The 15,220-nt window shown below is 55.9% G+C and carries 11 protein-coding genes; 1 reads left to right on the top strand and 10 read right to left on the bottom strand.

The genetic code is table 11. The features are described from left to right. Positions 1-73 precede the first annotated feature (73 nt). Positions 74-1,390 carry a glycoside hydrolase family 140 protein gene (locus tag ATHL_RS04015; protein WP_062190035.1) on the top strand — a complete coding sequence of 439 codons (1,317 nt, stop codon included), beginning with the start codon at positions 74-76 and terminating at the stop codon, positions 1,388-1,390. Here the strand turns inward: ATHL_RS04015 and guaB are convergent. The 10 genes from guaB to purL are packed head-to-tail and all read right to left on the bottom strand — an operon-like array spanning position 1,387 to position 15,054. Next, positions 1,387-2,868: an IMP dehydrogenase gene (gene guaB, locus ATHL_RS04010; protein ID WP_062190033.1), complete on the bottom strand. Its 1,482-nt coding sequence runs from the start codon at positions 2,866-2,868 to the stop codon at positions 1,387-1,389. The two genes, ATHL_RS04015 and guaB, sit on opposite strands and share 4 nt — an antisense overlap. A gap of 12 nt (positions 2,869-2,880) precedes the next feature. Next, complete coding sequence (gene purH / locus ATHL_RS04005) at positions 2,881-4,380, bottom strand: bifunctional phosphoribosylaminoimidazolecarboxamide formyltransferase/IMP cyclohydrolase (RefSeq protein WP_062190031.1); 1,500 nt, start codon at positions 4,378-4,380, stop codon at positions 2,881-2,883. Beyond that, on the bottom strand, positions 4,373-4,999 hold the full coding sequence (gene purN, locus ATHL_RS04000) for a phosphoribosylglycinamide formyltransferase (protein ID WP_062190029.1): 627 nt from the start codon (positions 4,997-4,999) through the stop codon (positions 4,373-4,375). The genes purH and purN overlap by 8 nt, the downstream gene beginning before the upstream one ends. Continuing rightward, positions 4,996-7,269, bottom strand: coding sequence for a phosphoribosylamine--glycine ligase (purD, locus tag ATHL_RS03995; RefSeq protein WP_084001159.1), 2,274 nt, complete (start codon positions 7,267-7,269; stop codon positions 4,996-4,998). Before purD ends, purN begins: the two co-directional genes overlap by 4 nt. 13 nt (positions 7,270-7,282) lie before the next feature. Further along, positions 7,283-8,707, bottom strand: coding sequence for an amidophosphoribosyltransferase (purF, locus tag ATHL_RS03990; RefSeq protein ID WP_062190027.1), 1,425 nt, complete (start codon positions 8,705-8,707; stop codon positions 7,283-7,285). Continuing rightward, a complete protein-coding gene (locus tag ATHL_RS03985) occupies positions 8,700-9,848 on the bottom strand; it encodes a 5-(carboxyamino)imidazole ribonucleotide synthase (RefSeq protein ID WP_084001158.1) in 1,149 nt (382 codons plus the stop codon). The genes purF and ATHL_RS03985 overlap by 8 nt, the downstream gene beginning before the upstream one ends. Next, a complete protein-coding gene (purE, locus tag ATHL_RS03980) occupies positions 9,845-10,336 on the bottom strand; it encodes a 5-(carboxyamino)imidazole ribonucleotide mutase (protein ID WP_062190025.1) in 492 nt (163 codons plus the stop codon). The genes ATHL_RS03985 and purE overlap by 4 nt, the downstream gene beginning before the upstream one ends. Further along, on the bottom strand, positions 10,333-11,331 hold the full coding sequence (locus ATHL_RS03975; protein ID WP_084001157.1) for a phosphoribosylaminoimidazolesuccinocarboxamide synthase: 999 nt from the start codon (positions 11,329-11,331) through the stop codon (positions 10,333-10,335). The genes purE and ATHL_RS03975 overlap by 4 nt, the downstream gene beginning before the upstream one ends. A gap of 16 nt (positions 11,332-11,347) precedes the next feature. Next, the gene (gene purQ / locus ATHL_RS03970) at positions 11,348-12,121 is read right to left on the bottom strand and encodes a phosphoribosylformylglycinamidine synthase I (RefSeq protein WP_062190024.1); all 774 of its coding nucleotides are present in this window, start codon (positions 12,119-12,121) and stop codon (positions 11,348-11,350) included. Next, the gene (gene purL / locus ATHL_RS03965) at positions 12,118-15,054 is read right to left on the bottom strand and encodes a phosphoribosylformylglycinamidine synthase subunit PurL (protein WP_062190022.1); all 2,937 of its coding nucleotides are present in this window, start codon (positions 15,052-15,054) and stop codon (positions 12,118-12,120) included. Before purL ends, purQ begins: the two co-directional genes overlap by 4 nt. Between the last annotated feature and the right edge of the window lie 166 nt (positions 15,055-15,220).

Genomic DNA, 15,220 nt, shown 5'->3' with positions numbered 1-15,220 from the left:
GTTTGATAAAATAATAGGGATTGATCTCTCAAACCCTGATCTGCGTCTATTCCTGACAGTACGGAGCAAAGCGATGAGCACCCTTCCTCGACTCCGCGTTAGTTCCAATCATCGTTTCCTTGAGACCGAACTGGGAGAACCCTTTTTCTGGCTGGGCGATACTGCCTGGGAGTTGTTTCATCGCCTCACCTTTGAGGAGGCCGTATTTTATCTGGATAATCGCCGTGCCAAAGGGTTTAACCTCATTCAGGCAGTTGCCGTTCCTGAACTGGAGGGACTGTCTCAAGCCAATCGTTACGGTCATCTGCCCTTCCGCAATCTCGATCCAACCCAGCCTGAGGATGCCTATTTTGACTACATCGCGCAGGTCATTCGCGCGGCTGACGAACGCGGCCTTTATGTAGGGCTGGTCACCACCTGGGCCGACAAGGTTAAACGCATGTGGGGCGGTGAACAGGAAATCTTCAACCCCCAGAATGCCTACGCTTACGGGCATTATCTGGGCACTCGTTTTGCAGCCGACACCAACATCATCTGGATTCTGGGCGGTGACCGCTCGGCAGAAGGAGTTGAAGAAATCTGGCGTGCCCTTGCGAAAGGCATTGACGATGGAGCTGGCCACCACGGTCTGAAAACCTACCACCCTTTCGGTGAACATTCATCCTCCGAATGGCTCCATCATGAAGATTGGATTGACTTCCACATGATTCAATCGGGACACGGGCGGCTCTGTATGCCCACCTGGGAGATGATCGCTGCCGATTACAAACTTCACCCCGTCCGCCCCGTCCTGGATGGCGAACCCAATTATGAAGATATTCCCATCGGCTTTAATGTACGCAACGGTTATTTTAACGATTACCACGTTCGTCGACAGGCCTATCGCTCAGTCTTTGCAGGCGGGTTTGGAGTAACCTACGGGCACAACAGCGTCTGGCAAATGTATGACCAGCGCCATCAGCCGGTGCTTGATCCACTTTTCACCTGGCGTGAAGCTCTCGACCGTCCCGGCGCATTCCAGATGGTTCACCTGAAAAACCTGATGCTTTCACGCCCCTTTTTCGAACGCGTCCCCGGGCAAGACCTGCTCCTCACCGAACACACTCACCCCGAACAGTATATCTGCGTGACCAGAGATCAGAATTTCACTTATGCCATGGCCTATTTCCCTCAGGGAGGGCTCACTGCAGGATTCCACTTAGAACCCTTCCTGGGTTCAAAAGTGAGGGTCTGGTGGTACGACCCCTGCAATGGTGAAGCGCGGCTTCAGGGAGAAGAACCCATCCGCCGCGCCATGTCTTTTACTTCACCTTCCGAAATGCCCGATTGCGTCCTTATTCTCGATGATGCTGATGCCGATTACCCCCCTCCGGGGAAGGTTGGCGCTTAATCATTGCCGCGCTGATAATTGGGCGCTTCACGGGTAATGGTCACACTGTGGGGGTGGCTTTCAATCAAACCGGCGTTGGATATAACCACCAGGCGGGTACGCTGGCGCAGATCATCCAGATTTCGCGCACCGGCGTACCCCATGCCAGAACGTAAACCACCCACCAGCTGATATACAAAATCAGCCAGCGTTCCTTTGTAGGGTACCATTCCTTCCACACCCTCTGGCACCAGTTTTCGGCCAGTACTTTGCCCACTCGCATAACGATCGCGGCCATATCCCTGCATCGCCCCCAGGCTGCCCATTCCGCGATAACTCTTGTATTGCCGGCCCTCAAACAGAATCACCTCCCCGGGCGACTCTTCCAACCCGGCCAGTAAACTGCCGAGCATTACGGTTTCTGCTCCGGCTACGATCGCCTTCACGATATCACCGGAATATTTAATTCCTCCATCTGCAATGACTGGAACATCGTGCCTGGCGGCGGCTCTGGCGCAGTGGAAAATGGCGCTCATCTGGGGCATCCCCGCCCCAGAAACAATACGTGTGGTACAAATCGATCCGGCTCCAATGCCCACTTTTACCGCATCAACCCCCGCCTCGATCAAAGCCAGCGTACCCTCCTCCGTGACCACATTTCCCGCAATCACTGGCAGGCCTGGCCAGGCGCTTTTAATCCGGCGGATGGCGCGAATCACCCCCGCAGAATGCCCGTGAGAGGTGTCTACCACCACCACATCCACCCCGGCTTTCACCATCAGATCAACCCGCGTCTCCAGGTCGTTTCCCACCCCCACAGCTGCTCCACACAAAAGCCTTCCCTGACTGTCGGTGGCGGCGTTTGGGTAATCGCGTTTTTTCTGAATGTCCTTGACCGTGATTAACCCCTGCAAGCGGCCATGCTCATCCACCAGAGGAAGTTTTTCAATGCGGTGTTGCTGTAAGATTCGCTTGGCCTGCTCCAGCGTTGTCCCTACCCGGGCGGTCACCAGTCCTTCGCTGGTCATAAAATCCCTGACCGGGCGTGCGAAATCGTCACCTTCTGCGAAGCGGATATCCCGATTGGTGAGAATCCCCACCAGAATCCCATCCGGATCAACGATGGGCACCCCACTGATATGAAACCTGCCCATGATGGCTTCAGCTTCTGCCAGTGAGGCTTCTGGCCCCAGCGTGACCGGGTTGGTAATCATCCCGGCCTCCGAACGTTTCACTTTATCAACCTCGCTCGCCTGAGCTTCAGGAGACATATTCCGATGAATGATTCCAATGCCTCCTTCACGCGCCAGTGCTATCGCCAGGCGCGACTCAGTCACCGTATCCATGGCTGCCGAAAGCAGAGGGATGTTGAGTTGAATTTCCCGCGTCAACCGGGCACGCACATCCGTTTCGCTCGGGAGAATCTCTGAATACCCCGGCACAATCAGGCAATCGTCAAACGTAAGGGCCTGATGCCCCTGAAACAGTTCTTCGTTCATCTCACCTCTTTTTTAATGTCTGAAGTGCCTCACCCCCGTCAGCACCATTGCCATTCCCGCCGCATCTGCCGCAGCAATGGATTCCTGGTCGCGTACCGACCCGCCCGGGTGAATCACCGCCGTCACCCCGGCCTCAGCCGCCACCTGTACCGAGTCCGCAAAGGGGAAAAAGGCATCTGAAGCCATCACAGCTCCCCGGCTACGCTCCCCCGCCCGCTGGACTGCGATGCGAACGCAATCTACCCGGTTGGGCTGACCTCCACCAATGCCAACAGTAGCATTCCCTTGAGCAAGGACAATCGCGTTAGATTTGACGTGCTGGCAGGCCTTCCAGGCAAAGCGCAAAGCCTTCCACTCCTCATCTGTGGGCGCCCTTTGAGACACCACCTTCCACTCCGCAGATTCGGGATCTCCCAGGTCAACCGATTGCATCAAGACGCCTCGATTGACCGAACGAAGCTCAAAATCGGGATCGATTTTCAAATCTGGCATTTCTACCAGGCGTACGTTCTTTTTTACGGAAAGAATGCCCACACTTTCCTCTGTGAACCCGGGGGCAATGATGCACTCCACAAAGAGTTCTTTTATCGCCAGGGCTGCCGGTGCATCAATGGGACGGTTGCTGGCAATGATCCCGCCAAAAGCCGAAACCGGATCAGAGGCCAGGGCCAGGCGGTAGGCTTCCTCCACTGTTTCACCGCAGGCAATCCCGCAGGGTGATAAATGTTTCACAATGACTACCGCCACCCGCTCAAAACTCACCACAGCCCGCCAGGCAGCATCCAGATCAAGCAGGTTGTTGTACGATAGTTCCTTTCCCTGCAACACTTTTCCTCCCAGCGGCCCCATCCCCGGTTGATAGGCCAGCAATCGAGCCTTCTGGTGCGGGTTTTCACCATATCGCAGGTTCTGCACAGGATACAAATTGAGCGAAAGAGCACCTTCTCCTGATAGATACGCCGCGATCGCCTGATCATAACGAGTGGTCAACGCAAACCCCTTCACCGCCAGCCGACGGCGGGTTTCAGCAGAGGTTCCACCCTGCCGCAGTTCTTCCAGCACACCAGGGTAGTCAACCGGGTCGCACACCAGAGTCACCCGTTCAAAATTCTTGGCCGCCGCCCGGATGAGAGTCACCCCGCCAATGTCAATATTTTCTACCGCATCCTCCAGGGTGGCTCCGGGGCGAGCAATGGTCTGTTCAAACGGATAAAGGTTGACCACCACCAGATCAATCGGGCTCCAGCCCAGGCTACGTAATTCACTCAGGTCGGCTTCCCGGTTGCGTGCCAGCAACCCCCCGTGAATCGCCGGATGCAGGGTCTTCACCCTGCCCCCCAGAATTTCTGGAGACCCGGTAAAAGCACTGACCTCAGTAACCGGCAACCCTGCTTCACGTAGAACGCGCGCGGTACCTCCGGAGGCTATCAAATCCCATCCTAATTCCGCTAACCCTCTGGCAAAATCCAGCAGGCCCTGCTTGTCATAGACCGATAGTATTGCTTTAGGCATCCTTTTTAACTCCCTTAATCAATTCAGGATCGAGAAGAAGGTTACGGAGGGTTTGCACCAGGAGCGTATGCTCTACCTCATGCATGCGTGCTTCAAGGTTTTCCAGTGACTCGCCCTCCAGCAAAGGTACTTCTACCTGCCCCAGCACCGGGCCGCAATCTACCCCTTCATCAGGCACCAGGTGAACCATGACTCCCGTTCGGGTAATTTTTCCCTCCCGAAAGGCCGCATAAGCCCGCTCAATAGCATTCTTCCCAGGAAAACACCCCGGCAACGCCGGATGAAGATTAATCACCCGCATGGGAAAACGGCTTAAAAATTCATTGGATAAAATGCGCATCCAGCCAGCTAAAACAACCCAGTCGGGCTGGTAAATTGCCACCCTTGTGGCCAGCCGTTGATCATACTTCTGACGGTCTTCCTCTTTCGGTTTGGGAAAATAGACCGCCTCCACGCCTGCCCGGCGGGCCCGTTCCAGCCCGTAGGCTTCGGCGCGGTTGGAGATAACCGCCACAACCCGAGCCGGTAAAGTACCGTCATCGCAGGCATCTAAAATGGCCTGCAGGTTAGACCCATTCCCCGAAATAAGCACCACCAGCCTGGCCAGTCTTGTATTCATACCAGGGTCACCTTTCGTTCACCCCTGACCAGTTCTCCGATGACCCAGGTTTCTTCTCCGAGAGCCTGTTGAACCCGGGACACATCCCCTTGCCCGATCACTGCAACCATTCCAATTCCCATATTGAAAACACGGTACATCTCATCTTCAGCCACTCTGCCCGTGTGCTGAATCCACTGAAAGAGCGGCGGAACCGGCCATGCTCCCCGCCTGACGATTGCCCCTAACCCAACGGGCAACACCCGGGGAATATTTTCAATAAATCCACCTCCAGTGAGGTGTGCCAGCGCCCGGATCGGAGAGTCGGGATGGTCAAGGATTGGAGCCAGTAAGGGCAGGTAAGACCGGTGAGGAGCCAGCAGTGCCTCCTGCAGAGAAGTCTCCATTCCTTCGATCACCCGGTCAAGAGCCAGGTTCTGGCATATCTTGCGGATAAGAGAATATCCGTTGGTATGGGGACCCGAGGAGCGCAGCCCCAGAAGAACATCTCCCGGCGAAAGATCCGCAGTACGCGGCAGGATGGCGTCTCGTTCGACCACCCCAACCATGGTACCGGCCACATCAAACGCTTCTGGAGTGTACACCCCCGGCATCTCAGCGGTTTCCCCGCCAAGCAAGACACAACCCGCATCTCTGCAGGCTTCTGACATCCCCTGCACAATTTCTGCCGTGATCTCCGGTTTTAACCGTGCAGTGGCAAAATAGTCCAGGAAAAACAGCGGACGTGCTCCCTGTACCAAAATATCATTGATACAGTGATTGACAATATCCAGACCAATCGAACGGTATTTTCCAACCTGTGCCGCAAGGGCTACTTTGGTACCCACCCCATCCGTTGAAGCCACCAGAACCGGGTGGCGGTATTCTTTAAGGAATACCGCATCATACAATCCCCCGAAGGCTCCAATCCCTGCCAGCACACGAGGGTTGTAAGTGGACTTCACGGACTCACGCATCAGAGCAACCGCCCGGTTTCCCGCATCAATGTTCACCCCTGCCTGTGTATATGCCTGGCGTGCATGGCTGGCAATGTCCCGGCGGCATTGCATTCCATCGAACTGAATTTGTTCCACTGCCCGGTACGTTTGGCACAAAGCACTTTCCAGGTCATCTCCCCAACCTGTCACACCCAGCACCCGCCCCCCAGCCGTGACCAGTCTGCCGTTCTTCATCGCTGTTCCAGCATGAAACACCACTACATTTTCCGGCAAATTCTCAGGAATGACGATCGGTTGCCCGGATTCTGGCTTCGCCGGGTATCCACGGGCCGCCAGTACCACACAGACCGCACTGCCCGGATACCACTCCACCGCCACCTCCTCCAGCCGACCTTCGGTACAGGCCAGAGCCACTTCCAGCAAGTCACTTTTTAACAGGGGCAACAAAGCCTGGGTTTCAGGGTCACCAAAACGACAGTTGAATTCCAGTACTTTTGGGCCATCTTCGGTGAGCATCAGGCCAGCATACAACACCCCGATGAATGGCCTTCCTTCTTCTCGCAGTCCATCCACCGCTGGCTGGAGAATAGTGTTCACCACCTCATCCACCCATGCCTGCGAAAGGCTCGATACCGGAGCGTATGCCCCCATTCCTCCCGTGTTAGGCCCCCGGTCTCCATCCAGAAGGCGTTTATGATCCTGCGCCGGAAGCATAGGACGCACAGTTTTCCCGTCGGTAAACGCCAGCAGGGAGACTTCTGGCCCGCTTAAGCGCTCCTCGATCACCACTTCCTGGCCTGCATCTCCCAGCGCCCTTTCCACCATAATTTCTTTCAGGTAGCGTTGCGCCTCTTCAGGGTTCTCGGGTAAAAACACCCCCTTACCAGCCGCCAGTCCAGATGCCTTAATCACCACCGGGTAGGGTGTACAAGAAAGGTGCTCTACAGCGGGTTGATATTCCGTGAAGACCGCAAAACGCGCCGAGGGAATTGCGTGTCGTTGCATAAAAGCCTTGGCAAAAGCCTTGGAGGACTCAATCTCCGCCGCTGCTGCCGAAGGGCCAAACACCTTCACCCCGGCATCACGCAGAGCATCCGCAAGCCCCTCTGCCAGAGGCGCCTCCGGCCCAATGATCACCAGGTCAACGTTTTGCGAGAGACAGAAGGAAACCAGCCCGGCCTGGTCAGATGCCGATAGAGGCAGGTTCACAGCACAGGATGCGCTTCCGGGGTTTCCTGGCGCAATAAAAAGCCTGGTCAGACGCGGCGAGGATGCTACCTTCCACGCAATAGCATGCTCACGCCCCCCTGACCCCACTATCAGAACATTCATTCGCCCTCCCTCTTCAAACCAGCGCCTTCTCAAACCCCGTTTTCACACCCGAGAAATGCACATCCAGGGGGTAATGTCCGGTAAAGCAGGCATTACAATACCCCTCATTTCGACCAATGGCGCGCATCATGCCTTCCAACGACAGGAAATGTAAGGAATCAGCACCGACCCATTCACAAATTTCCGCCACACTCATGCGGTGAGCAATCAATTCCTCGTACGTGCCCATATCCACCCCCATAAAACAGGGATGACTGATCGGTGGGCAGGTAATACGAACGTGTACCTCACGCGCACCGGCTTCTCGCAACAATCGTACCAGCGGACCGGTAGTGTTCCCACGCACAATACTGTCATCAATCATCACCACCCGCTTCCCCAGCACATTTTCATTGATGACATTAAACTTGAGAGCCACCCCCTGCCTGCGCAACGAATCGGTTGGTTCGATGAACGTCCGCCCGATGTAACGATTCTTGATAAACCCATCGTTGTACGGGATTCCTGATTCCATCGCATATCCGATGGCCGCCGGGATGGAAGAATCGGGCACGGGGATTACGACATCTGCCGAAACCCCATTTTCACGGGCCAACTCTCGGCCCAGCTTTTGCCGCACCTCATGCACACTGCGCCCATCCCAGAAAGAATCCGGGCGCGAGAAGTAAATGTGCTCGAAGGTGCACAGGGCAGTGGGCTGAGCGGGGGGGAGGGCCTGTTTCACCGTAAGTGCATTATTACTCAAGGAAATAATTTCCCCGGGTTTCACCTCACGGATCGCCTGGCAACCCAGCGTGCGTAATGCACCGGTCTCCGAAGCGCAAACGTGCCCCCCACCGGGTAAAATTCCCACACTCAAGGGGCGGAAACCCCACGGATCACGTACCGCAAACACCCCGTTCAGGGTAAGGATAACCAGCGAGTACGCTCCCTGCCACCGGTACATCAGTCCGTGAATACGTTCCATCCAGGTAGAGCCTTCGGCTCCAGCCAGCATCAGGGTAATGACCTCAGTATCTGACGAAGATTGCAGCCCCACCCCTCGCCTGAGTAAATCCTGCCGTAATTCTGCTGAGTTGGTCAGATTGCCATTATGCGCCACAGCCACCGGCCCATAACGGGTTTCGATCATAAACGGCTGAGCATTTCGCAGCACACTGGAGCCGGTCGTTGAGTAACGGGTGTGCCCGATAGCATAATCGCCACGCAAAGGGGCCAGGCTTTCGGGCCTGAATACCTGTGACACCAGACCGGTATCCTTATGCAAGCGCATCGAACGCCCATCCGAAACGGCTATCCCCGCCGCTTCCTGACCCCGGTGTTGGAGGGCAAAAAGGCCAAAAAAGGCCATACGAGCCACATCTTCACTGGGGGCAAAAATCCCAATCACCCCGCATTCTTCTCTCGGGGCATCTTCCCCGTTCAACCAATCACTCATGGAACAATAACTCCTTCACCCAGGCTCCCCATCCGCCATTGTTTGGATGGAGAAGCAACTTTTCACCAACCTGCCTTAACATGGCGTTTAAGGCTTCTGGATCTGACACCACCATCGTTAAATGACCCAGTTTCCGATTCGGCCTTGCCGTCTTGTGATACCAGTGCAGGTGCACACCCGGTATAGATAAAAGATCGGGAAACTCCGGCACCGAACCGATCAGATTAATCATCGCACACCAGCCGTTCACAGCTACCGCTCCCAGAGGGTAGCCAGTGATGGCCCGGAGATGATTCTCGAACTGTGACGTAACCGCCCCTTCGATTGTCCAGTGACCCGAATTATGGACACGGGGCGCCATCTCATTCGCCAGCAAACCCTCATCAGTTTGAAAGAACTCAATGGCCAGCACCCCAACGTAATCCAGCGCTTCCATGACCCGAGCGGCGTACATTTCAGCCGTGTTTTGAAGCTTGACTTCCAGATCAGGAACAGGCGCAAGCGAGAGGCGCAGAATACCCTCTCGATGATGATTTTCTACCAACGGGTAGAACACGCACTGACCCGAAGCACTACGAACGGCCAGCACAGACAGCTCACGCCGGAACTTCGTAAAAGCCTCCAGAATCAATGGCGCTCCCTTCAGAGTTTCCCAGGCCGAATCGATCATGGCCTCATCAGCAATCATCACCTGACCTTTGCCGTCGTATCCCATGCGGCGGGTTTTCAAAAGGGCTGGCAGGCCAATTTCCTCCACCCCAACGCGGAGGTCTTCGAGAGATTGAACCGCTCTGTAAGCAACTGTGGGAATCCCCAGAGAACGGAAGAAGTCTTTCTCAATCAGTCGATCCTGCGCTTTTTCCAGGGCAAGGGGTGGAGGGTATACGGGGAGTCGCCTTTCCAGGAAGCGGGCCGACTCAACCGGCACATTTTCAAATTCATACGTGACCAGGTCAACCCCCCGGGCAAAATAAGCCAGGGCTGCCTGATCGGCATAATCGGCCACTTTTTGAGGGGCCAGGCAGGAAGCCGGTGAGCCCGGCACGGGATCGAGAAAATGAAAGCGAAACCCTAACGGATACCCTGCAAGTGCCAGCATCCAGCCCAGTTGTCCAGCACCGAGAACGCCAATCGTGGTCATCCTTCCCTCGGGTCGCTTTCCTGAAGTACTTTTTGGGTCTGCTGTTCGCGATAGACCTTCAACGCCTGCCGGATATCATCATATTTGAGTGCCAGAATAGCCGCAGCCAGAAGAGCAGCATTCCCTGCCCCCGCCCGCCCGATCGCCAGCGTTCCCACTGGAACACCGGCCGGCATCTGCACAATAGAAAGGAGCGAGTCCAGTCCATTCAGAGCTTTCGATTGAACCGGTACCCCCAGCACCGGGAGACAGGTTTTAGCCGCCACCATACCCGGCAGATGAGCCGCCCCCCCCGCGCCCGCTATGATCACCTCCAGGCCGCGCTCTTCGGCCCTGCTGGCATACTCAAACATCCACTCAGGGGTGCGATGGGCTGAGACGATCTTCACTTCATATGAAATTCCCAGCGTTTCCAGGATCGCCACTGCATGTTGCATGGTTTCCCAGTCTGACTTCGAGCCCATGATCACACCCACCAGTGGATTCATCTCCATTCCTCCTGCCCGAACTCGGGGAGAATCCCCGCTCTGCGCAAATTTTCTACAAGCCGCGATTCCACCGGATAACTCCCCGGCACAAACGCTTGACCAGTCAACTTTTCGTAAATGGCGATATATCGCTGGCTGGCTGCCACCCACAGAGTCTCTGGCATCACAGGGGGCTCACCTTCTCCACGATACCCTTTCCTGGCAAATTCCAATCGGATAAATTCTTTATCGAAATTTTCAGGTTCTTCACCCTGCTCCAGCCGTTCCCGGTAGGTCTCTTCCAGCCAGAAACGCGACGAATCCGGGGTGTGCACTTCATCCATGAGGGTTACCAATCCCGCTTCATCCAACCCAAACTCATATTTGGTATCCACCAGAATTAACCCCGCTCGATGGGCAATCTCCTGTCCACGCCGGAACAGTGCCAGCGCATGGCTCTGCACCTGTTCCCAGATATCCGCATCCACCAGGCCACGTTCTACCACCTCCGCACAGGTCAATCGTTCATCGTGGCCGGTTGGCCCCCCTTTAGTGGTCGGCGTTAAAATAGGCTGAGGTAACGCCTGGTTCTTTTTCAGCCCTTCCGGAAAACGATATCCATAAATATCTCGCTCGCCAAGCATATATCGATACCACAGAGCTGTGGATGTCACCCCGGTGATGTAGCCGCGCACCACCACCTCCACCTGGAGAGGACGCAGTTCCCGAACGACGACCGCGTTCGGATCGGGTTCAGAGACCAGGTGATTCGGGAGAATATCCCGGGTTTGCTCCATCCACCAGTTGGTTAATTGATTGAGCACCTGCCCTTTGTAAGGCACACACCCCAGCACGCGGTCAAATGCAGAAAGGCGATCCGTAGTAATGATCAGCCGTCGCTCGCCCGGCAGCCTGTACCAGTCGCGAACCTTGCCGCTCTGTTTTCCGGGCAAAGGCAAATGGGTTGACAGAAACGAGTGGGACAATAACGTGATCAAATCGGTCTGGTCAGGCATAATCATTCCCAATCAATCAGTTAATCTGGCTGGCATAACGTACCCCGTTTTCGAAGAGCCGCAGTCCAAGCCGCCCTCGAAAACCGCGCGTCCAGCGTGGATGTTGCCAATAGAAGATATGATTTTCAGGGTGCGGCATTAACCCGAGAACATTCCCCTGGGGGTTGCACACCCCGGCCACATCACCCGGTGAGCCGTTCGGGTTCTCCGGGTAAGCTCCGCCGGCGGGTTCACCTTCTCTGCTGGTATAAACGAGCGCGATCTGATCGTTTTGCTGTAACTCCATCCATCCTTCTTTGGGAGAAATCAGGAACCTCCCCTCTCCGTGTGCTACCGGGCAATCGATCAAATCACTCAACCCCTGCGTCCACACGCATTGGGACGAAACAGCCCGCAAGGTCACCCAGCGGCACTCAAAATGACCGCTCTGATTAAACGTCAGGGTCGCCCTGACATTGGCAATTCCGGGTAAAATGCCAGCCCTGACCAGTGCCTGAAATCCATTGCAGATGCCGATCACGGGTTTTCCAGCCGCCACAAACGCGTGCACCTGATCGGCAAAATAAGCCTCCAGATCAAGGGCCAGCAAACGGCCCGCACCAAGCGCATCAGCGTAAGAAAACCCTCCCGGCACCACCAGCATCTGATACTCACCCCACACCACCCGCCGGTGAAGAAGCTCATGGATGTGTCGAATATCCGGGCTCCCACCCGCCAGCTCGATGGCACGGGCCACATCTCGATCACGGTTGGTACCCGTCGCATGAAGGATGAGTGCCCTGGGATTCATCGCCCCTCCTGAATGGGGTGCTGCCACGCCCGCACCAGAGAAACCACAGGGAGTTCGATCAACAGACGTCCATCCATCCTCACACAGAACCAGTCATCTGCACGCACCCTCCCTGCCCGACGGAAAGGCAAGCCATGCATGGTCTGCTCAAAGCGATCTTCCTCCCCTGACTTCACCTCCACCAGCAAACAACCGTTGCTTTCTCCAAACAGAGCACATACCGTTTCTCCCATTCCACCCTCCAGATCGAGCCCCAGGCGGCCACCGATGCACATTTCAGCGGCCGCTACTGCCAGACCGCCCTCCGAGAGGTCGTGACAGGCACGTACCAACCCTTCTTTCATCGCTCGATGGAGGGCATGGTACACTTCGGGGGTCTCTTCAGCCAGTGGAGGCACTTCCCCGTCAAAAACTTCGTCGGGTTGCTCAACCAGGCGGTAATGGCTCGCCCCCAGCCGTGGATTGAATGCCCCAACGAGATAAAGAGCATCACCGGCTTGCTTCAGGTCACTGGTTGTGGCCAGCCTGAAATCCTCCATCAGCCCAAGCACCGAAATCAACAGGGTAGGTGGAATGGCATGCCTCATTCCATCCATTCCCACATATTCGTTATTGAGGGAGTCTTTTCCAGAAATAAACGGAGCACCGAAGATCAGAGCTGTGTCGTGACAGGCGCGCGCCGCCTCCAGCAGGCTCCCCAGAGTCTCGGGTCTTTTGGGATCGCCCCAGCAAAAATTATCCAGCAGGGCAATACGCGCCGGGTCAGCGCCAACCGCCACGGCATTCCGAATCGCTTCATCGATCACACTGGCTGCCATCCGATAGGCATCTACCTTCCCATATTCCGGGTTGATTCCGCTGGCCAGCACAATGGCAACTTCGCCCATACTCTCCGCAGGGCGCAACACCGCCGCATCCGCAGGGGCATCGTGGAGCACACCGATCAGCGGTTTGATCACTGTTCCGCCCTGCACCTCATGATCGTAAAGATGCACCACCTGCGCCTTGGACGCAATGTTAGGATGAGAAAGCAGATCGAGCAGAACCGCCTGGCAATCAACCCCCTCAGTGTACACTCCCCGGCAACAGTCCTTCTTCTGGGCGCAATTAGACGCCATGTTGATGCGGGCTTTCAGGCGGCGTTGAGGAATACCATGGTGTAAAAAATGGTTATCCAGATCGAGCACCACCTGCCCCCCATACCGGACTACCAGCCGACCGGAGGGTTCAAATTGCCCGATATCCGTCATTTCGACAGCAAAGAGATCACAGATGCGCTGAAATTCTTCTATCTTTTCCGGCGGAATGGCCAAAACCATCCGCTCCTGTGCCTCTGAGAGCCAGATTTCCCAGGGAGCCAGGCCAGGATACTTCAGGCGCACCCGATCCAGTTCCACTGTGGCACCTGTATCGGCGGCCATCTCTCCAACTGCCGAAGAGAGCCCACCCGCGCCACAATCGGTGATCGCATGGTAAAGACCCGCATCGCGCGCCCGCACCACCACCTCAATTAACCCTTTTTCGGTGATCGGTGCTCCAATCTGCACCGAAGCCCCTGAGACTTCTCCCGTCTGGGCGTCCATGGTCATCGAAGAAAAAGTGGCACCGCGCAACCCATCCCTCCCCGTGCGCCCGCCAATGACCACCACCCGGTCACCTGGTAATGGGTTCCGGGGATGGCTGTCACGGGGGGCAATCCCCACACAACCGCAAAACACCAGAGGGTTGGCTACATATCCCGGGTCAAAGAGAATCGCCCCATTGACCGTAGGAATTCCAATTTTATTCCCATAATCCTGCACACCCGCTACCACACCGGAAAAAATTCGCCGGGGATGCAGGACACCTTCAGGAAGGCGTTCAAAAGGCCAGCGCTGCGGACCAAAACACAGTACATCGGTGGCCGCAACCGGTCTGGCAGAGACGCCAAGGACATCCCGTATGACCCCTCCCACTCCGGTATTGGCTCCGCCAAACGGCTCAATGGCTGAAGGATGATTGTGGGTTTCCACTTTGAAGGAAACTTCATGGAATCCATCCAGGTCGAGGATACCGGCGTTGTCCACAAAAGCCGAACGTACCCATTCTGCCCCAATCCGGTCGGTGGCGGATTTGAGAAACGTCCGCATGAGGTTATTCACCCGACCATCGGGGTACGCCTTCTGAAGCTCTTCAGGCAATTCCGCGTAGTTCTCAATTTCCACCAGTGCCTTGAAGGTCTTATGCACACAGTGCTCGCTCCAGGTCTGGGCAATCATTTCGAACTCAACATCCGTCAGGTCTCGGCCTTCGCGCTCACAATACCCTTGAATAGCGAGCATTTCTGCCTCATCCAGTGCAGCCCGGCGCTCGGCCGAGAGCGCCATCAGCCCGGGGAGATCCACCCCGCGAATCTTTAACCTCTCCACCTGAGCTGACCCACTTACCTCTGATGGGAACGCAGGTTGCACCAGACCCAGTTCATACCGCTGGATGACAGGATTAGCAAGCAAACGCTTTACCAGCAAATGAAGCTGAGGTTCTTCCAGATCATCCCCTTTAATCAAAAAGCGCTGCCCTGTAGAGGCGCGCTTTACCCCCCGGATATTCATCACCTGCGCTGCCCGAACAATCTGTTCAGCCACAGGATCTGTGACCCCGGCACGCAGGGCCACTTCTACCACCTTTATCCCGGCGGGAGAGGCTGCCTCCTCATCCAGCCGATGGCAGGTAAAGGTTTGTACAGCGGGATCACTGAGAAGTTCCTCCCCCAGTCTCATCAGAGCAGACCGATCAAGATCGCCTTCTATAAAATACAGGTCATGCACCCGGATCGATTCAACCCCGGTAAAACCCAGGGCGTGAGCATCGGCCAGGTATCCCATGGATCGGGCATCCGGCTCGGTCAGCGGGTAAACAACAAAACGATAAACCCCGGAGTGTTCTTGCGTCATGAAGTGTGTACTTTCTAACTCGCCAGAGGTGGAATGGGCAAATTCTACACCCGCTCTCTTGTCTAGTCAACTCATCCGGGGGAACATTTCATCAAGGTAGACGGATCGTGATTCTGGATGTGGCCTCTGGAGCAGACCCTCCACACTCAGCCCTCCAGCTCTCAGA

Source organism: Anaerolinea thermolimosa (assembly GCF_001050195.2).
Classification (GTDB): Bacteria; Chloroflexota; Anaerolineae; order Anaerolineales; family Anaerolineaceae; genus Anaerolinea; species Anaerolinea thermolimosa.
The sequence above is the reverse complement of the archived record's forward strand: the minus strand, read 5'-3'. Positions and strand labels throughout refer to the sequence as shown.

Bases quoted from the DNA above. Each gene is read 5' to 3' on its own strand.
- ATHL_RS04015 (WP_062190035.1), top strand. From the start codon at position 74: ATGAGCACCCTTCCTCGACTCCGCGTTAGTTCCAATCATCGTTTCCTT.
- guaB (WP_062190033.1), bottom strand. From the start codon at position 2,868: ATGAACGAAGAACTGTTTCAGGGGCATCAGGCCCTTACGTTTGACGAT.
- purH (WP_062190031.1), bottom strand. From the start codon at position 4,380: ATGCCTAAAGCAATACTATCGGTCTATGACAAGCAGGGCCTGCTGGAT.
- purN (WP_062190029.1), bottom strand. From the start codon at position 4,999: ATGAATACAAGACTGGCCAGGCTGGTGGTGCTTATTTCGGGGAATGGG.
- purD (WP_084001159.1), bottom strand. From the start codon at position 7,269: ATGAATGTTCTGATAGTGGGGTCAGGGGGGCGTGAGCATGCTATTGCG.
- purF (WP_062190027.1), bottom strand. From the start codon at position 8,707: ATGAGTGATTGGTTGAACGGGGAAGATGCCCCGAGAGAAGAATGCGGG.
- ATHL_RS03985 (WP_084001158.1), bottom strand. From the start codon at position 9,848: ATGACCACGATTGGCGTTCTCGGTGCTGGACAACTGGGCTGGATGCTG.
- purE (WP_062190025.1), bottom strand. From the start codon at position 10,336: ATGAATCCACTGGTGGGTGTGATCATGGGCTCGAAGTCAGACTGGGAA.
- ATHL_RS03975 (WP_084001157.1), bottom strand. From the start codon at position 11,331: ATGCCTGACCAGACCGATTTGATCACGTTATTGTCCCACTCGTTTCTG.
- purQ (WP_062190024.1), bottom strand. From the start codon at position 12,121: ATGAATCCCAGGGCACTCATCCTTCATGCGACGGGTACCAACCGTGAT.
- purL (WP_062190022.1), bottom strand. From the start codon at position 15,054: ATGACGCAAGAACACTCCGGGGTTTATCGTTTTGTTGTTTACCCGCTG.